11 protein-coding genes are annotated in these 24,273 nt (G+C 64.4%); 5 read left to right on the top strand and 6 right to left on the bottom strand.

What is annotated here, in order from left to right; translation table 11 throughout:
• Positions 1-312: 312 nt before the first annotated feature.
• The gene (locus tag ACUJB0_RS11530; protein ID WP_444845344.1) at positions 313-3,162 is read left to right on the top strand and encodes a TonB-dependent receptor domain-containing protein; all 2,850 of its coding nucleotides are present in this window, start codon (positions 313-315) and stop codon (positions 3,160-3,162) included.
• Between the two features lie 122 nt (positions 3,163-3,284).
• Here ACUJB0_RS11530 and ACUJB0_RS11525 read toward each other — a convergent pair whose 3' ends face one another.
• A complete protein-coding gene (locus ACUJB0_RS11525) occupies positions 3,285-3,545 on the bottom strand; it encodes a hypothetical protein (protein ID WP_444845343.1) in 261 nt (86 codons plus the stop codon).
• A gap of 82 nt (positions 3,546-3,627) precedes the next feature.
• On the opposite strand from ACUJB0_RS11525, the gene ACUJB0_RS11520 reads away from it, so the two are divergent.
• Complete coding sequence (locus ACUJB0_RS11520; RefSeq protein ID WP_444845342.1) at positions 3,628-6,462, top strand: TonB-dependent receptor domain-containing protein; 2,835 nt, start codon at positions 3,628-3,630, stop codon at positions 6,460-6,462.
• Positions 6,463-6,528: 66 nt separating this feature from the next.
• Here ACUJB0_RS11520 and ACUJB0_RS11515 read toward each other — a convergent pair whose 3' ends face one another.
• The 5 genes from ACUJB0_RS11515 to ACUJB0_RS11495 all read right to left on the bottom strand — a co-directional run bounded on the left by ACUJB0_RS11515 (position 6,529) and on the right by ACUJB0_RS11495 (position 17,585).
• A complete protein-coding gene (locus ACUJB0_RS11515) occupies positions 6,529-9,450 on the bottom strand; it encodes a TonB-dependent receptor domain-containing protein (RefSeq protein WP_444845341.1) in 2,922 nt (973 codons plus the stop codon).
• Positions 9,451-9,730: 280 nt separating this feature from the next.
• Entirely contained in the window at positions 9,731-10,810 is a 1,080-nt protein-coding gene (gene aroG, locus ACUJB0_RS11510) for a 3-deoxy-7-phosphoheptulonate synthase AroG (RefSeq protein ID WP_161085199.1), read from the bottom strand.
• Between the two features lie 280 nt (positions 10,811-11,090).
• Positions 11,091-12,551, bottom strand: a complete 1,461-nt coding sequence (gene tldD, locus ACUJB0_RS11505; RefSeq protein WP_161096513.1) for a metalloprotease TldD — start codon at positions 12,549-12,551, stop codon at positions 11,091-11,093.
• Positions 12,552-12,591: 40 nt separating this feature from the next.
• Positions 12,592-13,389: a carbon-nitrogen hydrolase family protein gene (locus ACUJB0_RS11500; RefSeq protein ID WP_444845340.1), complete on the bottom strand. Its 798-nt coding sequence runs from the start codon at positions 13,387-13,389 to the stop codon at positions 12,592-12,594.
• Between the two features lie 11 nt (positions 13,390-13,400).
• Positions 13,401-17,585, bottom strand: coding sequence for a YhdP family protein (locus ACUJB0_RS11495; protein ID WP_444845339.1), 4,185 nt, complete (start codon positions 17,583-17,585; stop codon positions 13,401-13,403).
• A gap of 195 nt (positions 17,586-17,780) precedes the next feature.
• Between ACUJB0_RS11495 and glnE the strand changes: the two genes are divergently transcribed.
• From glnE to ACUJB0_RS11480, 3 genes are all read left to right on the top strand, one after another.
• Positions 17,781-20,528 (top strand): bifunctional [glutamate--ammonia ligase]-adenylyl-L-tyrosine phosphorylase/[glutamate--ammonia-ligase] adenylyltransferase, encoded by a 2,748-nt coding sequence (glnE, locus tag ACUJB0_RS11490; protein ID WP_444845338.1) that lies wholly within the window; start codon positions 17,781-17,783, stop codon positions 20,526-20,528.
• A 122-nt stretch (positions 20,529-20,650) separates the two neighbouring features.
• Positions 20,651-21,112: a cache domain-containing protein gene (locus ACUJB0_RS11485; RefSeq protein ID WP_444845337.1), complete on the top strand. Its 462-nt coding sequence runs from the start codon at positions 20,651-20,653 to the stop codon at positions 21,110-21,112.
• 156 nt (positions 21,113-21,268) lie between these two features.
• On the top strand, positions 21,269-24,238 hold the full coding sequence (locus ACUJB0_RS11480; protein ID WP_444845336.1) for a TonB-dependent receptor domain-containing protein: 2,970 nt from the start codon (positions 21,269-21,271) through the stop codon (positions 24,236-24,238).
• Positions 24,239-24,273 lie beyond the last annotated feature (35 nt).

Below are 24,273 nucleotides of genomic sequence, written 5' to 3'. Positions count from 1 at the left end.
TCACCAGATATTCGATTCTTTTTTGATGATGAATCAACGTTCTACGTCATTTATTTGCCAGATGCACCAAATTAGAGCGTTTTTCACCCCTCTTTTGGCGCATTCTTGCTACAACGTAAAGAATGACTAATAGCTATTCCTATGAAAGCTTGTCCGTTGACAGCAAATGTCGCCAAGTGATCTGATGACCAGATGAAAAGAACGTTGGTGTTTTTTTCAAACGGCAAGGCACCGCCGATAAAAAAAACAAATCACACCCCTGTGTTTACCGTTTTCCAATGGGAGCAAGAAATAATGATGGTTGAAACTGTATTGTCCCGCTCTGTACGCCTGTTGTGCGCCGGCGGCCTGGCCCTGGGGATGCACGCCGCATTCGCGCAAACGAGCGACAGCGAAAACGTCGCCCGCGTCGAGATCACCGGTTCGTCGATCAAACGTATCGCCAAGGAAGGTTCGCTGCCGGTCCAGACGCTGACCCGCGCCGACATCGAGCAAAGCGGCGCCAACAACGTGGCCGACCTGGTCGCCCAACTGCCGTCGATGCAAGGCTTCATCACCTCGTCGACCTCGGTCAACGGTGGCGGCGGCGGCGTGCAGACCGCGTCGATCCACGCCATCGGCACCCAGTACACGCTGGTGCTGCTCAATGGCCGCCGCATGGCGCCTTACGGCACCGGCAGCGCGGTCAACCTGGCCAGCATTCCATTGTCGGCCGTCGAACGCGTCGAGATCCTGACCGACGGCGCCTCGACGCTGTACGGCTCGGACGCGATCGCCGGCGTGGTCAACTTCATCCTGAAAAAGAACCAGCGCGACCTGACCATCGAAGGCACCGTCAACGCGCCGGAGAAATCGGGCGGCAAGAGCACCAACATCTCCATCTCCAAAGGCTTCGGCGACCTGGAAACGGACGGCTACAACGTGCTGCTGGCCTACAGCCACGACGAGCAGAAGGAACTGAACGCCAGCCAGCGCGAGTTCGCCAAATCCGGCGTGCATAAATTCACCAAGGACGGCAAGCAGTACGCCACCTGGCAAACCAGTATCAACTCGACCCCGGCCAACGTCGAAGTGGTGACCGCCGACGACGACGTCGTGCTCAACACCGACCTGCTCAACAAAGGTTCGTGCACCCAGCCGCACACCTTCTCGCGCAGCGGCGCCTGCCGTTTCGACTACGCTTCCACGGTCCAGCTGCTGCCTGAGCTGAAGCGCGACAGCATCTTTGCCTCCGCCACCAAGCGCCTCGGCCAGGACACCACCGTGTTCACCGAACTGGTGCTGTCGAAGTTCACCAACACCGCGCGCTACGCGCCGGCCGCCCAGCCGCTGACCGTGTTCAGCACCGATCCGGTGTCGGGCGTGAAGACCATCAACAACAGCTACATCGGCGCCTACAACAAGAGCGTCGTGCCGCTGCTGCCGGGCCAGAAGATCAACCCGGCCGACGTCACCGACGCGCTGTGGTACTACCGCGGCGCCGACGCCGGCGGCCGTACCGACGAGTATCGCACCGACGCGGCCCACTTCGTGATCGGCATCGACAGCTCGTACGCGGGCTGGGATGTCGGCGGCGCCTTCACCCATTCGCAAAACAAGCAGACCGACCGCGCCCTGGCCGGTTACATGAGCGGCGACAAGTTCGAGGAACTGGTCCGCACCGGCGCCTACAACCCGTTCGAATCCACCTCCGGCGCCGCCGCGCTGCTGGCACCGGCCGTGCTGCGCCAGGAACTGGACGTGACCAAGTCCAAGATCGACGTGGTCAGCGCGCACGCTTCGCGTGAAGTGTTCAACCTGCCGGGCGGCGCCGCGGCGCTGGGCCTCGGCGCGGACTTCACCAAGCAGACCTACCAGGACACGCCATCGAAGATCGCCATGGGCCCAGGCCCGGGCAATCCAGGCTGGACCGACGTGGAAATCGGCGGCGGCACCGGCTCGCAGGCGCTCGACGCCAGCCGCAACAACTGGGGTAGTTTCGCCGAGTTGCTGATGCCGGTCGCCAAGAACCTGGAAGCGACCGCCGCTGTGCGTTACGACAGCTACGCCGCCGTCGACAAGAAAAACGTCAGCTATGACACCACCGGCAATGCTTCGCCATCGGGCAAGGTCGGCGAAGACGTGGCCAAGGCCACCTACAAGCTGGCCGTGCGCTACACGCCGACCCAGGCGCTGCTGCTGCGCGGCTCCTACGGCACCGGCTTCAAGGCGCCGACGATGAACAACATCGCCGACCCGTTGAAGAACGCCGGCTCGTCGAACAACTTCCCGTGCCCGGTCAAAGCACCGGATCCGCGTGCTGTCTACTGCCGTCCGGGCGCATCGGAATACGGCCTGCTCGACAGCGGCAACCCATCCACCGGCGACGGCGCGCTGAAGGCGGAGGAGTCCAAGCAAGCGACCGTTGGCTTCCGCCTGGAGCCGAGCACCATGATCTCGTTCGGCCTGGACATGTGGGACGTCAAGCTGAAGAACCAGATCCGCACCTTCTCGCAGGACCAGCTGTTCACCAATCCGGTGCTGGCGAACCAGTACATCACCGTGTATGCGGACCCTATCCAGAAGAGCAATGTGCTGGTGGCCGTGCGCAAACCGCTGAACCTGGCCTCGTCGCACTTCCGCGGCCTGGACTGGGACACCACCTTCCGCTCGGCCACGCCGATCGGCAAGGCCAGCGTGAACTGGACCGGTACCTACATGCTCAAGGCTGAGCAGGACGTCCCTGGCGTCGGCACGGAAAAATCGATCGGCCGTTTCGATTCCTACGACGACGTGGTGTTCCGCGTCATCAGCAAGATCGTGTTCGCGCTGAAGACGTCCGACAAGATGACCAACTCGCTGACCCTGAACTACCGTTCCGGCTACCACGACAAGATCTTCACCGCGGACGACGCAGCGGTGCGCGCGGTCAAGGACGACGGCAGCATCGGCGGTGCGGTGGCGATGGAGCGCGACGTCAAGTCGTACACCACGCTGGACTACCAGATCAAGGCCAACTACATCAAGAACCTGACCCTGACCGCCGGCATCAAAAACCTGCTGGACCAGGACCCACCGTTCTCGGTGCGTAACTCGGGCGGCGGCAACCAGGTGGGCTACGACGGCCGCTACGCCGATCCGCTGGGCCGTACTTTCTACCTGACCGCGGCATACAAGTTCTAAGCCCCAGGTCATCGGCTTCCGGGCCGGTGATCTTGCAGCCCCGTCTTTTTCGGAAGACGGGGCTTTTTGCGTTGGGCGACTGTCGCATTAATGTAACGTTTTGTATCGCACGCAATCCAGGTTCACGCCGCCGCGCGTGCACCAACGTGTTGCACGCCGACGACGGCCACGCCATACTTTCCCTTCTTTTTACAAAATAAACAACGTTTTGTACATTGCAAGTTGGGACGCACCAAATTAGAGCGCATTTTGCCTGAAATCGATGCCACGCCGGTGGCGCGCGCGGCGGCGTCTGTTTGTCCATTAATAAATGTTTCCATCATTGACAGTAAATACGGGCGGATGCTCTGATGAAGAGGTGAAGAATAAATGATTCTTTTCACAAGATTCAGAAGACCTCTGGGGTTTATCGTTTTTACATGGGAGAGCAAGATAATGATGGTTGAAACAGTATTGGCGCGGTCCGTGCGTCTGTTGTGTGCCAGCGGCCTGGCCCTGGGCATGCATGCGGCGGTCGCGCAGACAAGCGACGTCAACAACGTCGCCCGCGTCGAGATCACCGGCTCGTCGATCAAGCGCATCGCCAAGGAAGGCTCGCTGCCGGTCCAGACGCTGACCCGCGCGGACATCGAGCAAAGCGGCGCCAACAACGTGGCCGACCTGGTCGCCCAACTGCCGTCGATGCAGGGCTTCATCACCTCGTCGACCTCGATCAACGGCGGCGGCGCCGGCGTGCAGACGGCGTCGATCCACGCCATCGGCACCCAGTACACGCTGGTGCTGCTCAATGGCCGCCGCATGGCGCCTTACGGCACCGGCAGCGCGGTCAACCTGGCCAGCATTCCATTGTCGGCCGTCGAACGCGTCGAGATCCTGACCGACGGCGCCTCGACCCTGTACGGCTCGGACGCGATCGCCGGCGTGGTCAACTTCATCCTGAAAAAGAACGTGCACGACCTGACCGTCGAAGGCACCTTCGACATCCCGGAGAAATCGGGCGGCAAGAGCGGCAACATCTCGATCACCAAGGGCTTCGGCGACCTGGAGACCGACGGCTACAACGTGCTGCTGGCCTACAGCCACGACGAGCAGAAGGAACTGAACTCCCGCCAGCGCGACTTCGCCAAATCCGGCGTGCGCCGCTTCACCGAAAACGGCAAGCAGTACGCCACCTGGCAAACCAGTATCAACTCGACCCCGGCCAACGTCGAAGTGGTGACCCCGACCGACGACGTGGTGCTCAACACCGACCTGCTGAACAAGGGTTCCTGCACCCAGCCGAACACCTTCTCGCGCAGCGGCGCCTGCCGTTTCGACTACCCGGCCACCGTGCAGCTGCTGCCTGAGCTCAAGCGCGACAGCCTGTTCGCATCGGGCAAACTGCGCGTCGGCAAGGAGACCACCGTGTTCAGCGAACTGGTGCTGTCCAAGTTCGCCAGTACCGCGCGCTACGCGCCGGCCGCCCAGCCGTTGACCGTGTTCAGCACCGACCCGGTCACCGGCGTCAAGACCACCAACCAGAATTACATCGGCGCCTACAACAAGAGCATCGTGCCGCTGCTGGCCGGCCAGGGCGTGAACCCGGCCGACGTCACCGACGCGCTGTGGTACTACCGCGGCGCCGACGCCGGTGGCCGCACCGACGAGTACCGCACCGACGCGGCCCACTTCGTGCTGGGCATCGACAGCGCATACGCCGGCTGGGACCTGGGCGCCACCTACACCCATTCGCAGAACAAGCAGACCGACCAGGCGCTGGCCGGCTACATGAGCGGCGACAAGTTCGAGGAACTGGTCCGCACCGGCGCCTACAATCCCTTCGTCTCCAACACCGGCGCCGCCGCCGTGCTGGCGCCGGCCGTGCTGCACCAGCAGCTGGACGTGACCAAATCCAAGATCGACGTGATCGGCGCGCACGCGTCGCGCGAAGTGTTCGACCTGCCGGGCGGCGCCGCCTCGCTGGGCGTGGGCGCGGACTTCACCAAGCAGACCTACCAGGACACGCCGTCGCAGATCGCCATGGGCCCCGGCCCCGGCAATCCAGGCTGGACCGACGTGGAAATCGGCGGCGGCACCGGCGCCCAGGCGCTCGACGCCAGCCGCACCAACTGGGGCGCGTTCGGCGAGCTGCTGATGCCAATCGCCAAGAACCTGGAAGCCACCGCCGCCGTGCGCTACGACAGCTACGCCGCGGTCGACAAGAAAAACGTCAGCTATGACACCGCCGGCAAGGCTTCGCCATCGGGCAAGATCGGCGAGGATGTGGCCAAAGCCACCTACAAGCTGTCGGTGCGCTACACCCCGACCCAGCAACTGCTGCTGCGCAGCTCGTACGGCACCGGCTTCAAGGCGCCGACGATGAACAACATCGCCGACCCGCTGAAGAACGCCGGCTCGTCGAACCCGTTCCCGTGCCCGGTCCATGCGCCGGATCCCCGTGCGGTCTACTGCCGTCCCGGCTCGTCGGAATACGCGCTGCTGGACGTCGGCAATCCGGCCAGCGGCGATGGCGCGCTGAAAGCGGAGGAATCCAAGCAGGCCACGCTGGGCTTCCGCCTGGAACCGAACACCATGCTGTCGTTCGGCCTGGACATGTGGGACGTCAAGCTGAAGAACCAGATCCGCACCTACTCGCAGGATCAGCTGTACACCAAGGCTGAACTGAACCAGTACATCGCGGTGTACGCCGATCCTATCCAGAAGAGCAACGTGCTGGTGGCGATCCGCAAACCGCTGAACCTGGCGACGTCGCACTTCCGCGGCCTGGACTGGGATACCACCTTCCGCTCCGCCACGCCGATCGGCAAGGCCAGCGTGAACTGGACCGGTACCTACATGCTCAAGGCTGAACAGGATGTACCGCTGGTCGGCACCGAGAAGAGCATCGGCCGCTTCAACTCCTACGACGACGTGGTGTTCCGCCTGATCTCGAAGGTGGTGTTCTCGCTGAAGTCGTCGGACAAGATGACCAACTCGCTGACCGTCAACTACCGCAGCGGCTACCACGACAAGCCGTTGACCGCGGATGACGCGGCAGTACGAGTGGTCAACGCCGACGGCAGCATCGGCGGCGCGGTCGCCATGGAACGCGACGTCAAGTCGTACACCACGGTCGACTACCAGATCAAGGCCGACTACATCAAGAACCTGACCCTGACCGCCGGCATCAAGAACCTGCTGGACCAGGACCCTCCGCTGTCCGTGCGTAACTCGGGCGGCGGTAACCAGGTGGGCTACGACGGCCGCTACACCGACCCGCTGGGCCGCACCTTCTACGTGAACGCTTCGTACAAGTTCTAAGCTGGTTTCCAGCGTTCGCTGCCCCCCTGAGTCCCCGGCCCGTGCCGGGGATTTTTCTTTGTGGCGTCAGAACTTGTAGTTGCCGGTCAGGTAGAACGAGCGCCCGGCCGGATCGGTGTAGCGTCCATCGTAGCCGAGCTGGTTGCCGCCGCCGGCGTTCTGCAGGGTCAGCGGCGGATTGCGGTCGAACAGGTTCTTGATGCCCGCGGTCAGCGAGAAGCGGCCGAAGTCATACTTGCCCTGCCAGTCGAAGGTGGTGTACGACGGCGTCCACAAGCCGCCGAAGGCCACCGAATCGCCCACGCTGCCGTCCGGGTTGACCGCGAAGATGGCCGTGTCCGCCGGATAGGCCTGGTCGTGGTAGCCCGACTTGTAGTGCGCCGTCAGCGTGTTGGTCAGCCTGCCGTTGGTCAGGCTCAGCGCCAGGTTGCTTTGCACGCGGAACACCACGCCGTTGTCCGGGCCGAAGCGGCCCAGGTTGGACTGGACCTCGCCGTCGGCCTGGGTGGTGTAGTTCTGCTTGATCATGTACGTGCCGGTCCAGGCCGCCTTCCAGTCGCCGATCGGCGACTTGTTGCGGTAGCTGAAGTCCCAGTCCACGCCGCGGTAGTTGGCGACGCCGCCGTTGATCGGCGCCTGCAGGTAGCCGATCGTGGTGTAGCCGGCCGGGTCGGGATAAGGGTTGACGAACAGGCGCTGGTACTGCTGCGGGTTGGCGAAGCCGACCTGCTCCGGCACGCCGGCCGACAGCACCTGGTTGCGGATCTGCACATTCCACAAGTCCAGCCCCAGCGACAGGCCGCGCAGCGCCTCGATGCGCCCACCGAGCGTCCACTGCTTGGATTTTTCCGGCTGCAAGCCGTCGCTGCCGCTGGCGCCGTTCGGGCCGGTCAGCAGGTCATACTGGGCCTGGCCCACCTGGCAGCCGGGCGAGCCGGGGAACGGGCAGGCGTAGCTGCCGGCGGTGCTGCCGTAGAAGGTCGGCGCGCCGGCGATGTCGCTGATGTTGGGCGTCTTGAAGCCGGTGCCGTAGGCGGCGCGCAGCAGCAGCGTCTCGACCGGGGTCCAGCGCGCGCTGACCTTGTAGGTGCCGGCGCTGAAGGAGTTGCCGACCTCGCCCGACGGCAGTTGCGGACGCAGGCCGCTGGCGTCGGCCAGCTTGGCGAAGATGTACTCGCTGTGGGTCTTGTCGTAGCTGTCGTAGCGGCCGGAGACGGTGGCCTCGAAGGTCTTGGCCAGCGGCAGCAGCACCTCGCCGTAGACGCCCCAGTTGTCGCGGCGGGCGTCGAACGGCACCTGGCCGTAGTTGCCGCCGACCGGGTAGTTGGCCGACGCCGGCTGGCTGACGTAGCCGGAGTTGGCCAGGATGGTCGGGTGGTAGGCGATCTGGTAGCGGGTCTTGGAATAGTCGCCGCCCAGCGAGACGATGGAGGTGCCGCCCGGCAGGTTGAACAGGTCGTGCTGCGCGCCCGCGTGCAGCGTGTTCAGCTTGGAGGTGTTGGTCGAGAAGGTGGTGCCGTTGACCAGCGCGCCGCGCAGCTGGTCGGCGCCGGTGCCCATCACCGGATCGTAGACGCCCGACGCCACCAGCGCGTTGAGCTTGTCGAAGTCCGAGTAGCCGCCGGCGGCGTTGTCCTTGATCTTGTTTTGCGACAGGATCAGGCTGGCGTTGTAGCTCCAGCCCCAGGCGTTGCCGTCGACGCCGAGCGCGAAGTGGCGGGCGTCGGTGATGTACTCGTCGGCGCGGCCGCCGATCAGCACCGAGCGGTAGCCCAGCGTGGCGTCGCCGGTCGGGTTCTCCAGGTTGTTGGCGTCCAGGTAGGGCTGGATGTAGCGCTGGTACAGCTGCGGGAAGCGGTCGGTGGAGTTGACGCCCATCGGCTGCGCGGACGGCGCGTACTGCGCGGTCATCGAATAGCTCGACAGCACCAGCTCGCCCCACAGCTTGGTGTCCTCGTTGAGCTGCCAGGTGCCTTTCAACAGGCCGCTGTCGCGCCGCGAGCCGGGTACGTCCTCGACGGTGGCGCCGTAGTTGAAGCGGCACTGCGCGCCCAGCGGGCCGGCCAGCGGGCTGCCGCAATTGCCGCGCGCGGCCAGGTAGGGATTGATCGCCACGCCGCTGGTCTCGACCGAATCGGCCGAGCCGCGCGGGCGCACGTTGAAGGTGATGTTGGCCGGCTCGGTGTTGCCGGTGCGCTGGTCGAACCAGTACTGCTTGCCGCCGCTGCCGAACTTGAAGAAGGCGCCCTGCGCCGAGAAGTCGCGCTGCAGCGCGGTGAGGCGTTGCTGCTCGTCGTGGCTGTACGAGAACAGGATGTTGAACTTGTCCGTGTCGAGGTCGCCCCAGCCCTTGGTCAGGCCGGCGCTGGACCAGCGCCCGCCGGACTTGCGCGGCTGGCCGTAGGTGGCGTAGGCCTCGCCCTTGGTCAGGTTCTTTTTCAGGATGAAGTTGACCACGCCGGCGATCGCGTCCGAGCCGTACAGCGCCGAGGCGCCGTCGCCGAGGATCTCGACCCGTTCCACCGCCTCCAGCGGGATGCTCTCGATGTTGACGGCGTAGCCGCCGCCCTGCCCGTTGCCCAGCAGGCTGGGCGCGAGGCGCTGGCCGTCCAGCAGCACCAGCGTGTACTTCGACGGCAGCGAGTGCAGCGAGGCCGTGGTGACGCCGGCGCCGCCGCCGTTGACCGAGCTGGACGCCGGCACAAAGCCCTGCATCGACGGCAGCATCTGGATCAGGTCGGTCGCGGAGGTGGCGCCGCTCTGCTTGATGTCGGCGCTGGTCAGCACCTGCACCGGCAGCGCGCCCTCCTTGGCGATGCGCTTGATGGCCGAGCCGGTGATCTCGACCCGCTGCATCGGCTGCGCGGCCTGGCCGCTGGCCGGCGCGTCCTGCGCCATCGCCGGCAGGGCCAGCAGGCCCAGTCCGGCCAGGGCGCCGCCCGAGAACATCAACCGCAGGGAACGCGCCAACACTGTTTCTTGAATCATGACTAACCTCCGCTATTATTTTTGGATGCACCGGTCCAACGCCCGCCGCCGGGATGGCAACAGGTCGCGAGTCTTGGACGGGACTGGTGAATTAACGTAGGAAGGTGTTCAACGACACCACCCATGCTTTATATAAAAACATGCGAGGAAGTTAAGGTCAATCGAACTCGTGTCGCATTCGTGGTTCTTACAACAGTATTGATAGCGATCCGCAAAAACAAAGGGACCCAAGTGGCGATTGGGTCCCTTTGTATCTTGAGTGTAACGGCACTACGTTTTGTTACTTGGACGCGGCCTCCGCCGCCTGGGTGGCAAGACGGCGCTGGCGCACGGCGGCGGCCAGGTCCTGCAGCACTTGCACGCTGCTATCCCAGTCGATGCAGCCGTCGGTGACCGACTGGCCGTAGGTCAGTTCCTTGCCCGGCACCAGGTCCTGGCGGCCCGCCACCAGGTGCGATTCCACCATCACGCCGACGATGCGGTTGTCGCCGCCCGCCACCTGGCGGCCGATGTCGGCGCATACCGGCACCTGGTTCTCCGGCTTCTTGGAGCTGTTGGCGTGCGAGGCGTCGATCATCAGGCGCGCCGCCAGGCCCTGGGCCGCGATGGCCTTGCAGGCTTCATCGACGCTGGCCGCGTCGTAGTTGGGCGCCTTGCCGCCGCGCAGGATGATGTGGCAGTCCTCGTTGCCGTTGGTCGAGACGATGGCCGAGTGGCCGCCCTTGGTCACCGACAGGAAGTGGTGCGGCTGCGACGCGGCCTTGATCGCCTCGACCGCGATCTTGACGTTGCCGTCGGTGCCGTTCTTGAAGCCAACCGGGCACGACAGGCCGGAAGCCAGCTCGCGGTGCACCTGCGATTCGGTGGTGCGGGCGCCGATCGCGCCCCAGCTGATCAGGTCGGCGATGTATTGCGGGCTGATCACGTCCAGGTATTCGGTGCCGGCCGGCAGGCCCAGCTCGTTGATGTCGCGCAGCAGCTGGCGCGCCATGCGCAGGCCGTCGTTGATGCGGAAGCTGCTGTCCATGTACGGGTCGTTGATCATGCCCTTCCAGCCGACCGTGGTGCGCGGCTTCTCGAAGTACACGCGCATGACGATCTCCAGGTCGGCCGACAGTTCGCGGCGCAGCACCACCAGGCGGCGCGCGTATTCCATCGCGGCCTTGGGATCGTGGATCGAGCACGGGCCGATCACCACCATCAGGCGGTCGTCCTGGCCGTGCAGGATGCGGTGCAGCGCGACGCGGGCGTCGGCGGCGGTCTGCTCGGCTTGCTCGGTGCATGCGAATTCGCGTATCAGGTGGGACGGCGGCGTCAATTCCTTCATTTCGCGGATGCGCAAATCATCGGTACGGGGCATGCTGTTCTCCAATTGAGCTAAGGGTGAAAGTTCAAAAAAACATTAAAAAAAAAACCGCCTCGGAAGGCGGTTTTTTTGGAATTTGCAGGAACTCGTTTTTGCTTCTACGTGTACCGGCCGCTACTCCACCGCCTTTGGGTTGGAATTGCTAAAGTAAAAATGGCCGGTAAAGAAGAAGCGGGTCATGAACGGGTTTCCGTGTGGTGTTTAAACGACTATAACGCTATTGTTCGCGGATTGGCAAGCAGTTTATGGCTATAAGCTTATGACTATCCGTGGCTCAGGCCGTGCCGCCGACGGTCACGCCGTCGATGCGCAGGGTCGGCTGGCCGACGCCCACCGGCACGCTCTGGCCTTCCTTGCCGCACACGCCCACGCCCGGATCCAGGCGCATGTCGTTGCCGATCATGGAGACGCGGTTCAGCACTTCCGGGCCGTTGCCGATCAGGGTGGCGCCCTTGACCGGGTAGGTCACCTTGCCGTCCTCGATCATGTAGGCCTCGCTGGCGGAGAACACGAACTTGCCGTTGGTGATGTCGACCTGGCCGCCGCCGAAGTTGACCGCGTACAGGCCGTTCTTGACCGAGGCCAAAATTTCCGCCGGGTCCTTGTCGCCGCCCAGCATGTAGGTGTTGGTCATGCGCGGCATCGGCAGGTGGGCGAACGATTCGCGGCGGGCGTTGCCGGTGACCGGCATCTTCATCAGGCGCGCGTTCATGGTGTCCTGGATGTAGCCTTTCAGGATGCCGTCCTCGATCAGCGTGGTGCACTGGGTCGGGTTGCCTTCGTCGTCGATGTTGAGCGAGCCGCGGCGGTCGGCCAGCGTGCCGTCGTCCACCACCGTCACGCCCTTGGCGGCCACGCGCTCGCCGATGCGGCCGGAGAAGGTCGACGAACCCTTGCGGTTGAAGTCGCCCTCCAGGCCGTGGCCGATCGCCTCGTGCAGCAGGATGCCGGGCCAGCCCGGTCCCAGCACGACGGTCATCGGGCCGGCCGGGGCCGGACGCGCGTCCAGGTTGACCACCGCCGAGTTGACGGCGTCGGCCGCGTATTGTTCCAGCAGGCTGTCGCTGAAGTAGCCGTAGTCGTAGCGGCCGCCGCCGCCGGACGAGCCCATCTCGCGCCGGCCGTTCTGCTCGACGATCACCGTCAGCGAGACACGCACCAGCGGACGGATGTCGGCCGCCAGCACGCCGTCGCTGCGCACCACCAGCACCACGTCGTATTCGCCGGCCAGGCTGGCCATCACCTGCACCACGCGCGGATCCTTGGCGCGCGCCATTTTTTCAACGCGCTCGAGCAGCTTGACCTTGGCGGTCGCGTCGAGCGAGGCCAGCGGGTCGTTGGGCAGGTACAGCGAGCGGCCGCCGGTCGGCGTCATCGCGCCGGCCACCTTGATCTTGCCGGCGCCGGCGCGGGCGATGGTGCGCGTGGCCGAGGCCGCGTCCATCAGGGCCGCTTCGGAGATGTCGTCCGAGTAGGCGAAGGCGGTCTTGTCGCCCGACACGGCGCGCACGCCGACGCCCTGGTCGATCGAGAAACTGCCGGTCTTGACGATGCCCTCTTCCAGGCTCCAGCCCTCGTTCTTGGTGAACTGGAAATACAGGTCGGCGTAGTCGACCTTGTGCGTGAACATCGAGCCCAGCGTCTTGAGCAGCTTGGCTTCGTCCAGTCCGAACGGCGTCAGCAGGATGTCGCGCGCCACGGCGAGGGTGGACAGGTTCGGTTCAAATGGCTTCATGATAGTGTCTTCTAGTGGTGTGTTGCAATTGTAGCGGAGTTCACATGGTCCGGTGCTTCAGTGCCGGCAGGCTCTGGCGCACGCTGTCCATGAACATCAAATCGATGTCGCCGTGGATCACGCCCTCGCCCTCGGCCAGCACCGCCTTGACCGCGCCCCACGGGTCGATCAGCATGCTGTGGCCCCAGGTGCGGCGGCCGTTCGGATGGTTGCCGCCCTGCGCCGCGGCCAGCACGTAGCACTGGTTCTCGATGGCGCGCGCGCGCAGCAGGATCTCCCAGTGCGCGTGGCCGGTGGTGTAGGTGAACGCGGCCGGCACGACGATCAGCGACACAGGCCCCATCGCGCGGTACAGCTCGGGGAAGCGCAGGTCGTAGCAGACCGACATGCCGACCTTGCCGAACGGCGCCTCGAACACGCCGACATGCTTGCCCGGCACGATGGTCTTCGATTCGTTGTACGACTCCGTGCCCTTGGTGAAGCCGAACAGGTGGATCTTGTCGTAGCGGCCCACGTGCTCGCCCCGCGGGTTGTAGACCAGCGTGGTGTTGATGACTTTATCAGGATCGCTTGATGCCAGCGGCAGCGTGCCGCCGATCAGCCAGATTTCCAGTTCCTTGGCCAGCGCGGACATGAAGTCCTGGATCGGCCCCTGGCCCAGCGGCTCGGCCACGGCCACCTTGTCGCTGTCGTTCAGGCCCATGATGGCCCAGTATTCCGGCAGCAGCACCAGCGTGGCGCCGGCCTCGGCGGCCTGGGTGACCAGGCGGCGCGCGGTGGCGATATTGTCCGTCACGGACGGCGAGGAAATCATTTGTACTGCGGCGACTGTGTTCATGGTTGTCCCGTTCAATTGGCGCCCTTGGCGGGCACTTCCACTTTGGATGCGTCGAGCTTGGTCACCACCGGCGCCTTCCACGGCCCGGTGACCTGCATATGATAGGTCAAGGCCTTCATCACCGGCGCACTCAGGAACAGCTGCGCCAGGAAACTGCCCAGGCCGATCACCGGATTGACCGCCAGCGCGTACACCAGCGGCGCCGTGCCCAGGTTCACTTCGGGGATCACCACCACATGCAGGTTGGTGGTTTCGTTGGCGATGTCGGCGCTGCCGTCCATCAGCACGGTGGCGGCGACGCCGTGCATTTTCAAGTTGTCGGTCTTGGCGATGCCGCGGTTGATGGCGGCGTTGGCGGTGATGCCGTCGAACGCCAGCCCTTCCGAGAACACGTCGTGGAAGTCCAGCTTGAGCAGGCGCGGCAGCGCTTGCAGGCTGAGCACGCCGAGCAGCTTGGCGGCGCCCGGGTCCTGCTTGAGGAACTGGCCTTTTTCCACGTTCAGCTTGATGTCGCCGGACAGGCTGGGCAGGTCCAGCGAATACGGCAGGCCCTTCCAGGCGATGTCGCCGTTGAGCGTGCCCTTGCCGTTCTTCAGCGTGCCGGCGAAGCCGAAGCGGTCCAGCAATTTACCGGCGTCGGCGATGTCGAGATTGAAGTTCAGGCTGGTGGTGTGGGCGCCATCCTTGGTGACCCATTTGCCGGTGCCCTTCAGCTCGCCGTCCGGATTGGCCAGCGACAGCTTGCCGATGCGCCATTCACGGGCGTTCTGCGTCTGCGCGTTGCTGGCCTGCAGTTCCAGCCGGCCCAGCGGCTTGTTGAACAATTCGAAGCGCTCGACCACCACGTCCAGCGCGGGGATGGTGGCGGCCGCGCTCTTGCCGTCCAGCAGATCCTGCACGTCCTTCGAGGCCGACTCCTGGATCACCAACGACGACAGGCGCGCCGTCACCTTGCCCAGGCCCTGGCCGGTGGACGGTTCGCTCCACGTCACGTAACCGTTGGCCTGGGTGGAATCGATGCTGGCCTGCCACACCGTTTTCTGGCGGCTGACGCCGACCACCACGTTCTCCAGCTTGCGGTCGCCGATCACCAGCTCGCTGGCGCGCGCGGCGATGGAGTCCGGCATCACGTACTGGGCGATGTCGGCGCTGTCGGCGGAGGATGGCGCGCTGTCGGCCTTGCCGGCGATCTCGTTGCCGAAGTCCAGCCACGAGTCGACGTTCAGCGCGCGCAGGCTGATGTTGAAGGCCATGCCGCTGTCGGGCTCGGGCGCGGGCGTGTTGACGCCGATGCCGCCGCGCACCAGCTTCCACGGCGTCTTGCCGATTTTCTGGCGCTGGTAGCGCGCGGCGATGTTGGCGCCCAGGCCGATGCGCATGTCGTCGTGGATGGCGCCGGCGGCGTCCGGCGTGAGCGCGCTGGTCAGCACGAAGCGCACCGGCATCGCGTCCGGCGCGGCCTTCCTGACCGGGGCCGGCAGTTCGATGCCGAGGCCGCTCAAGGTGGAATCGACCGCCACCACCACCTGGTGGTCGCGCGCCGTGACCGTGCCGCTGTAGCGCGTGGCGCCCGAGAAGTGGCTGGCCAGGCGCTGCATGGCCGGCATTGGATAGGTCTTGCGGAAGCCGTCGGCCGTCATCAGGCCGCCCAGCTTGACGACGATGGAGTTGTCCTTCTGGCTGCCGCCGGTGATGCTGACCGGTCCGCCCAGGAAGGCGCCCGACAGCTGGTTCAGGTTGACGCCGTGCTCGTTGAACTCGATCTTGCCCTGCGAGGCCAGCACCGGCGGCAGGTCGTTCATCAGCGTGATGTCGTTGTTCATCAGTTGCAGCGCGCCCTGCACCTTGGCGTCGATCAGGTGCGACAGCGGCAGGCGCAGGCTCAGCGCCAGCTTGGCGTTGCCGCTGGCCTGGGTCTCGTCGGTGAAGTGCGAGATCCATTCCAGCACCGGGCTGTTGGCGACGTACTTGAGGAATTCCTGCATCGGCCCGGCCGCGTTGCCGTCGATTTCCAGCATCGAATCGTGGATCGTCAGGTCGGGGATCACCGCCTTCACGCCCGACAGCGCGACGCCGCCGGTGGTGGCGGTGTCGCCGCGGATTTCCATGCGGGCGCGGTCGAACGCGAAGCTGCCCTTGATGTGCTCGGCCTGCGGCCACAGCGGCAGCGGCTTGCCGTCCTTGCCCAGCTCCTTGCCGTCGTGCAGGAAGTGGCTTGGCGAGTAATTGAGCTTGCCCTCGGTCAGCTTGCCGGCCACGCGGAACTCGCCGCGCGCCTTGTCGGCCTCGCTGTGGAAGGGGAAGTGCGCCAGGTCGCCGCGCAGACGCACCGTCACCTCGCTGGCGACGCCGCCTTCCAGCGCGCCGGTCAGCCAGGCGCGCAGGTCGTGCGGGGTCTGCATCGGCAGGTAGTTGTCGATGCGGTTGATCTGGAAACCGTTCAGGGTGCCGGTCAGGTCGACGTTGCCGACGCCCTTGCCGGCCAGCGGCATGCGGTGCGAGCCTTGCAGCGTGCCGCTCAGGCCCTGCTGCAGGAAGTCCATGCTGTCGATCTCGAACAGCAGCTGGTTGTCCGGCTCGAACGACCAGCGCGCCTTCAGGTTCAGGTGGTCGAACGGCATCGACGGTTCGCTGAAGTAGTCCGGCATCTGCAGCACCAGCTGCTGCGAGGCCAGGCTGAAGCTGCCGCCCTTCTCGGTGGCGTCGATGGCGCCGGTCAGGTTGTCGAAGCCGGGGATGGCGGGCATGCCGGCGATGGCCGGGGTCTTGGCGGTCTTGGGCTGCGCCAGGCGCGGCGGCTGCGGCTTCAGGCCCAGGCCGACCAGGTCGCCCTTCAAGCGGTAGGTCTGCAAGGCCGGGAAGGTGCCCTGCCATTCGGCGTAAAAATTCTGCAGCAGGCCGCGCGGCGCCATGTCGGCCAGCAGCTTGCGCTGGTGCTCGGTCAGCGGCAGGCGCTCGGCCAGGCCGGCCATGGTTTGCAGGTCCAGCTGGCGGGCGCGCACTTCATAGCGCTCCGGCTTGGCGCCGGCGGCGGGTGTGTAGTGTTCGGACAGCGAGGTCGGCGCCATCACCAGGCCGTCGCTGGTGGTCAGCGTCAGGTTGCTCAGCTCGATGCTGTGGCCCAGCGCGCCGAAGCGCGGACGCTCGCCGCCCTTGCGCACCAGCGGCGCGGTGGACGGGATGTCTTCGCGCGCGGCCAGGCGGCCGGTCAGCTGGCGCAGGTCCAGCATCGGCAAGTCCTTGCCCAGCACGGCGGACACGTCGCGCAGGCCGACGTCGGCGGTAAAGCTGGTCAGGCGCGATTGCTCGATGCTGATCCAGGCGCGCAGCGAGCCGCCGCCGCTGTTGAGCTCGAACGGGAAATCCAGCCACGGCTTCCAGGCTTGCAGGTCGGTGTCGCGCAGGTCGGTGTAGACCTCGCCCTTCCACATGGACACGTTGGACACGCGCGCGCCGAAGGCGGGATGGGTGAAGTCGGCGCGCAGGTCGAGCGGCGCGGCCAGCGCGGCCGGCGGCGTGGCCTTCAGCGCAAATTGGTGGTGCAGCCACTGGTTGCGCAGCGCGATGTTGACGCCTTCCAGCGCCAGCGGCGGCGCGCTGCGCTGCAGGTCGGTCCAGCGCAGGCGGCCATCGCGGATGACGATTTCGCGTTGCGACAGCAGCCAGTCGGCGCCCTTGCCGTCGCTGGGCTTGTGCAGGTCGATGTAGATGCCGGCCACGTACAGGCGGCCGTCGGCCTCGCGCCGCACGTCGAGCTCGGGACGCACCAGCTCCAGCGATTCGAAGCGCACCGCGCCGGCCAGCACGCTCCACCACGAGATCGTGGCCGACACGCTCGGCAAGGCCAGCGCCTGGTTGCCCAGCTGGTCGTGCAGCACCACGTCGCCCAGGAACAGGCTGGGGCGCAGGCCGCGCCAGGAGGCGTAAATACGGGAAATGGTGACGGGATTGCCCACCGCGCTGCTGGCGACGCGCTCGATGTCGCCCTTGTAGTGGTCGATATTCGGCAGCACCGCGTAGCGCAGCGTCAGGAACAGGATGGCGAAGGCGAAATACAGCAGCAGGAAAAGCTTCAGCGTGAAGCCGAGCACGTGATGGGTGGCCAGGTTGCAGAAACGATAGGCCGCACGCAGCCGGTGCCAGCGCGCAGCCAAAGGGCCCTCGCCTGTCACAGTCTCCTCTTCTGGTTTTTGCATCAATAAGCTAATAAATCAGGCCATGCGTCAAATAAATCGCTAAACTCGGTTCCAAGCTTTTATGCCTGCGCAGCAATTCTACCGTATCACCCCGGGGGAACAGCGCCACTTAGGGCAGACCCGCGCCGGTTTTACATGCTTTACAGAGCGTTACTTTCGTTACCGATCAACTTTGCATCAGGAAACACGTTGCCAATGATTGCACCAACCGTCTCACGTTTTTACCAGCGCTGGCTGGCAGCCGCTCCCGACCGCGCCGCCAAGGCTGATGATTTATCGCAATTATCGCTTGCCCAGATCAATCTTGCTGATTATTTAGCAAAAGAAGCCGCCGCCGTGCCCGAGGGCGCCCCGCCGCTGCCGCTGATGCGCGCCATGCGCCGGCTGCGCAACCTGCTGGTGTGCGTGCTGATCCGCCGCGACCTGGAAGGCAAGGCCAACCTGGCCGAGGTGGTGGAAACCATGACCCGCTTCGCCGACTTCGCCATCCAGCGGCACATGGAGGAGATTTACGCAGAGATGGTCGCCGCGCACGGCACGCCCATCGGCCGCGATTCCGGCCAGCAGCAGGAGCTGATCGTGCTGGGCATGGGCAAGCAAGGCGGCGGCGAACTGAACGTGTCGTCGGATATCGACCTGATCTTCGTCTATCCGGAGGACGGCGACACCGTGGCCGGGCCGGGCCAGCGCAGCCTGTCCAACCACGAGTTCTTTGTGCGCCTGGGCAAGAAGCTGATCGCGGCTTTGTCAGAGATAACGGAAGATGGCTACACGTTCCGCGTCGATATGGCCTTGCGACCGAATGGCGGCTCCGGCCCGCTGGCCGCCAGCCTGAACATGGTGGAGCAATACCTGATCGTCCAGGGGCGCGAGTGGGAGCGCTATGCCTGGGTCAAGGCGCGCGCCGTCACCGGCCGCGGCGAGGATATCGCCGCGCTGGAGGCCATCGTGCGACCGTTTGTGTTCCGCCGCTACCTGGACTTCGGCGTGATCGACGCCATCCGCAACATGCACGCGCAGATCCGCGCCGAGGTGAACCGCCAAGAGCGGCTGCACCCGGACCGCAGCAACAACGTCAAGCTGGGCCGCGGCGGCATCCGCGAGATCGAGTTCCTGGCGCAGGTGTTCCAGCTGATACGCGGCGGCCGCGACGCCGCCCTGCGCGACCGTTCGACCCGCACCACGCTGCGCATCATCGCCGAGAAAGGCCTACTAAGCCACGCCATCGTCTATCAACTGCTGGCTTCCTACACCTTCCTGCGCAATCTGGAGCACCGCCTGCAATACATGGACGACGCCCAGACCCACACGCTGCCGGCCAACGACGCCGACCGCCTGCTGGTGGCGCAGATGATGGGCCTGGCCGACACCGCCACCCTGCTGACCCAGCTGGAAGCCCACCGCCAGTTCGTCGCCGGCCAGTTCGACGAGATGTTCTCGGACAAGACCAGCGGCAGCGACGGCGACATCAACCCGCAGTCCAGCAACGAGTGCGCCGATCCCGACAACCGCGAGGCCATGGTGGCGCGCTTTGCCGCGCTGGGCTTCGACGATCCCGAAGGCGCGGCCAAGCGCCTGATCTCGACCTGGCAGGCGCCACGGCTGCAATCGCTGCCGGAAGCCAGCCGCAACCGGCTGTTGAGCCTGGTCAACGCGGCGCTGCCGCTGATCGTCCAGTGCTCGCGCGAGTCGAGCGGCGGCAGCCAGCAGGCCACGCTGGGCCGGCTGCTCGATTTCCTGGAGGCGATCGCGCGCCGTTCGGCCTACCTGTCGCTGCTGACCGAGTATCCGCACACGCTGGCGCGGGTGATCCGCATGGTGCACGCCAGCGGCTGGGCCGCGCAATTCCTCAGCCAGCACCCCATCCTGCTGGACGAGCTGCTGGATGACCGGGTCCGGAACGCCGTGTTCGACCCAGTGGCGCTGGCGGCCGACCTGGAAACCCAGCTGGCCTCGGCGCCGGGCGACACCGAGCGGCTGATGGACATCCTGCGCGAAATCCACCACGCCCAGCTGTTCCACCTGCTGGCGCAGGACCTGGCTGGCGACCTGACGGTGGAAAAGCTGGCCGACCACCTGTCGGCGCTGGCCGACACCATCGTGGCCGCCGCCATCAAGGCGATCTGGCAGACGGTGGCCACGCGCCACCGCGAAGTGCCGCAGTTCGCGGTGATCGCCTACGGCAAACTGGGTGGCAAGGAGCTGGGCTATGTGTCCGACCTGGACGTAATCTTCCTGTACGACGACAGCGACCAGGAGGCGCCGGCCCAGTACGCCAAGCTGGCGCAGCGTTTTATTACCTGGATGACATCGCACACCTCGGCCGGCATCCTGTTCGACATCGACACCGCGCTGCGCCCGGACGGCGCCAGCGGCATGCTGGTGTCGAGCGTGTCGGCGTTTGAAAAGTATCAGAGCAACTCGGCCTGGGTGTGGGAGCACCAGGCGCTGACCCGCGCCCGCTTCTGCGCCGGCGACGCGGCCATCGGCGCCCGTTTCGAGCAGATCCGCGAAGCGGTGCTGCGCAAGGAACGCCCGGCCGACGGCCCGCTGAAGCAGGAAGTCATTGCAATGCGGAAACGCATGGTCGACGCCAAGCCGAACCACAGCGAGCTGTTCGACCTGAAGCAGGATCCGGGCGGCATGATCGACATCGAGTTCATCGTCCAGTTCCTGGTGCTGCAGCACGCCGCGGCCTACCCTCAGCTGACCGCCAACTTCGGCAATATTGCACTTTTAAAAATGTGCGGCGAGCTGGGATTGATCGACGCGGGACTGGCGGCGCGCGTGGCCGACGCCTATCGACAGTTGCGCAAGTTGCAACACCAACTGCGTCTGCAAGGCCAGGACTTAGCCCGCGTCGATCCGCAACTGGTGGCCGCGCAGGCCGCCGATGTGACTGCCTTGTGGCGCACTATCTTCGGTGACAACGTTGCCACATAACAACGATATCTTTGCGTACATTGTGTGTGAACCCATTTAAATTCATTAACTGCAGTAATATTGAAATCCACAAACATCAGAGCGCGCAGCGCCGTCGCAGTTTTACTCAAAGGAGAAGTGATATGAAAGCTTTATTCGGTGCCGCGGCACTTAGCTTGAGCTTGTTTGCAATGTCATCGACCGCTCTGGCCGCCGACAAGGGTACGCCCGACGAAGCCGTCGCCATGGTTAAAAAGGCGGTTGCCCTGATTAAATCCGATGGCAAGGAAAAAGCCTTCGCCGCCATTTCCGATCCGGCCAATACGACTTTCCACGACCGCGACCTGTATATTTATGTTTATGATTTGAATGGCGTGGCATTAGCCCACGGTAATAATCCTAAAATGGTCGGCAAGCCTTTGATTGGCCTTAAGGATAATGAAGGCAAGCCGATGATTAAAGAAATGGTCGACCTCGCAAAATCCAAGGGTAAAGGCTGGGTGGATTTCAAATGGCCGAATCCGGTCACCAAGGCGGTGGAAGCCAAATCCGGCTACATTGAAAAAGTCGACGATATGCTGGTCGGCTCCGGCATCTACAAATAACAACGCAGCCAACAACGCAGCCGCGCGAGCGAACAACCGGGACGATGTCCCGGTTTTTTTTCGCCTTCACTCTGGAAACAAGCTAAAAATTGGCATGTAAATGCCAGAATCGAGCTTATGATCGTCGGGAACTCTTCGGCAGCCTAGTCAGTCTATATGCGGTGGCACTCAAAAATAACCGCGATACACCCTAGGAGTCGGATAATGAATAATGAAACTTCGATCGCCCGCGCGATACGCCTGCTCTGTCTTGGCGGCCTGGCTTTGGGCACACAAGCCGCCTTCGGCCAGCAAACCGCAGAACCCATGCAGAAGGTGCTGATAACCGGCTCCCGCATCGCCTCGGCGGCGGCGGAATCGCCTTCGCCATTGCAGGTATTAAACTCTGTGGATATTGCCGCGTCCGGTGCGACGAATCTACAAGACTTGCTGCAGAAAAACCCGACCATGGGTACGCCAACCCTCAGCCGCGCCAATTCCAATTTCCAGACATCGAGCGCCGGCGTATCGACTGTTAATTTAAGAAACCTCGGTGATTCACGCACCCTGGTATTAATTAATGGCCGGCGATTTGTTTCCGGCGTGCCCGGAGATACTGCCGTCGACCTCAATACTATTCCAACGGATTTTATTGAACGGGTGGAATTATTAACCGGTGGCGCGTCGGCCACTTATGGTTCGGACGCCGTGGCCGGCGTGGTTAATATTATTCTGAAGAAAAACTTTAGCGGCCTGTTATTCGACGCGCAGACCGGCCGCAGCAACGAAGGCGACGATTATAAAAAGAAACTGGCGCTCACTTTCGGCACCACCAGCGCCGACGGCGCCAGCAACGTCATGGGGCATTTCGGTTACTCGAAACAGGGCGCGGTGTACTCGCGCGACCGCCCCGCCTCGGCCGTCGACCAGACCTCGGCCATCACCCAGAAGCATCCGGAACTGGCCTTCGTGGCCAAGCGGCCCAACTTTTCCGGCTACGCACCGCAAGGCCATTTCTTCGGCGACACCGAGGATTTCACCTATGATGCAAATAACAACATTATCCCCTGGAAGCAAAATGGTGCGCCCGGCACCGGTGCCGGCGCCACCGGTTTCAACCGCTCGGCCTACCGCCTGATCGCCGTGCCGACCGAGCGCTACCTGTTCGCCACCAACGGCAACTGGGCCTTCAACGAGAACCACAGCGCGTTTTTCGAGGGCACGTATGCCTCGTCCAAGGTCGATACCAATATCGAACCCTTCCCCCTCGGCTCCGACCAGGTGTACAAGCCCAGCGGCCAGGTGCCGGCCGCCTCGCTCGTCAACGGCGTGCTGGTCAAGAATCCGCTGGTGCCGGAGTATTTGTACGACCGCATCAGCGACACCGACGGCGACGGCCTGCCCGACTACTTCTTCACCCGCCGCCTGTCCGAGTTCGGCCCGCGCCACTCGACCGTGGACCGCGACACCTTCCGCCTGGCGACCGGGCTGAAAGGCACGGTGCGCGACTGGAGTTACGAAGCCTACCTCTCCTACGGCAAGACCAAGGAGGCGCAGAACTCCAGCGGCCAGGTCAATGTCATGAGCTTGCGCAACGCGCTGGAGGCGATTCCCGGCCCCGACGGCACTCCGGTGTGCCGCGATCCGCATGCGGTGGCCGAGGGTTGCGTGCCGATCAGTATTTTCGGCTACAACAGCATCACGCCGGCCGCGCTCAAATATGTGACCGCGCCCGGCTCGCTGGAAACGGCGATCACCCAGAAACTGGTGGGCGGCTCGGTCACCGGCGAAGTGCCCGGCCTGCCCGCCGGCCGCATCGGCATCGCCACCGGTTTCGAATGGCGCAGCGAGGATTCCAGCGCGATTCCCGACCCGCTGACCCAATCCGGCCTGAACGCCGGCAATGCCCTGCCGCCCACGTTCGGCAATTTCCTGGTGCGCGAGCTGTTTGTCGAAGCCAGGGTGCCGCTGTTGAAGGACCGGCCGTTCGCCCGCGACCTGAGCTTCCTCGGCACGGTGCGCCATGGCGACTATTCCACCGTCGGCAGCACCAACAGCTGGAACGCCGGCCTGGAATGGGGCGTCACGTCGGACGTCAAGCTGCGCGGCACGCGCGCGCAATCGACGCGGGCGCCCAATATCAACGAGCTGTTCCAGGCGCCCACCCAGGATTTCCCCGCCGGACTGGTTGACCCCTGCGAGGGCGTATCGTCGTCCGGGACCAGCGCGCTGGCCGTCAATTGCCGCAACGCGCCGGGCGTTGCCGCCAACATGGCGGCACATGGCGGCATTTTCACGCTGAACCAGGCCGACCAGCAGGGCATCAGCGGCTATGACACCGGCAACCCCAATCTGAAGGCGGAAAAGGGCCGCTCGACCACCATCGGCCTGGTGGTGACGCCGCGTTCGGTGCCGATGCTGCGCCGCTTCACCTTCACGGTCGACTATTTCACCATCAAGATCGCGGACGCTATCGTCAGCACCGACCGTCAATATGCGCTGGATCAATGTTACAACCAGAATAACCAGACCTTCTGCAGCTTCATCACGCGCCGTCCGGCGCCGGTGGGCAACCTGAGTTCCGGCTCCATCCAATACAGCAATGTCGCCGCCACCAACAGCGGCGGCTTCGGCACCGAGGGCGTCGACGTCACGGCCTCCTGGGCGGACAAGGTCGGCCCGGGCAACCTGAGCGCCCGCCTGGCCTGGACCTGGCTGCGCCAGCTGTGGCAAAAGGCCACGCCGGAGGCGGAGAAAAACAGCGACGTCGGCGAAGTCACGGCGGCCAACACCAACGCGCCGCGCAACCGCGCCGGCCTCAACCTGGCATACAAATGGGGGCCGTACGGCGTGAACTGGACCGCCACCTACACCGGGCCGGTCTCGCTGGACGACCAGTTCCTGAAAAGCCTGAGCATCGCGCCGGGCACGGTGGGCGTGGGGTCGCGCACCTACAACGATTTCCAGTTCACCTACGACGTGAAGAAGTCTGTGCAACTGTACCTGGGCATGGACAACGTCTTCAACGCCAAGGCGCCGCCCATCATCAGCGGCCTGCCCGGCAGCGTCACCGGCACCGAGACCGATACCTCGACCTACGACGCGATCGGCCGGCGCTACTACCTGGGCTTGCGCGTGTCGCTGTAGCGGCCAGGCATAAAAAAAACCCACCGGCCGGAACG

Origin of the sequence: Duganella caerulea (genome assembly GCF_040362985.1) — a bacterium.
Taxonomy (GTDB): Bacteria; Pseudomonadota; Gammaproteobacteria; order Burkholderiales; family Burkholderiaceae_D; genus Rugamonas; species Rugamonas vulcania.
This window is presented reverse-complemented; position numbering and strand designations above follow the sequence as displayed.

Excerpts from the sequence above, each read along its gene's own strand:
- ACUJB0_RS11515 (WP_444845341.1), bottom strand. The coding sequence starts at position 9,450 with ATGATTCAAGAAACAGTGTTGGCGCGTTCCCTGCGGTTGATGTTCTCG.
- aroG (WP_161085199.1), bottom strand. The coding sequence starts at position 10,810 with ATGCCCCGTACCGATGATTTGCGCATCCGCGAAATGAAGGAATTGACG.
- tldD (WP_161096513.1), bottom strand. The coding sequence starts at position 12,551 with ATGAAGCCATTTGAACCGAACCTGTCCACCCTCGCCGTGGCGCGCGAC.
- ACUJB0_RS11500 (WP_444845340.1), bottom strand. The coding sequence starts at position 13,389 with ATGAACACAGTCGCCGCAGTACAAATGATTTCCTCGCCGTCCGTGACG.
- ACUJB0_RS11495 (WP_444845339.1), bottom strand. The coding sequence starts at position 17,585 with ATGCAAAAACCAGAAGAGGAGACTGTGACAGGCGAGGGCCCTTTGGCT.
- glnE (WP_444845338.1), top strand. The coding sequence starts at position 17,781 with ATGATTGCACCAACCGTCTCACGTTTTTACCAGCGCTGGCTGGCAGCC.
- ACUJB0_RS11485 (WP_444845337.1), top strand. The coding sequence starts at position 20,651 with ATGAAAGCTTTATTCGGTGCCGCGGCACTTAGCTTGAGCTTGTTTGCA.
- ACUJB0_RS11480 (WP_444845336.1), top strand. The coding sequence starts at position 21,269 with ATGCGGTGGCACTCAAAAATAACCGCGATACACCCTAGGAGTCGGATA.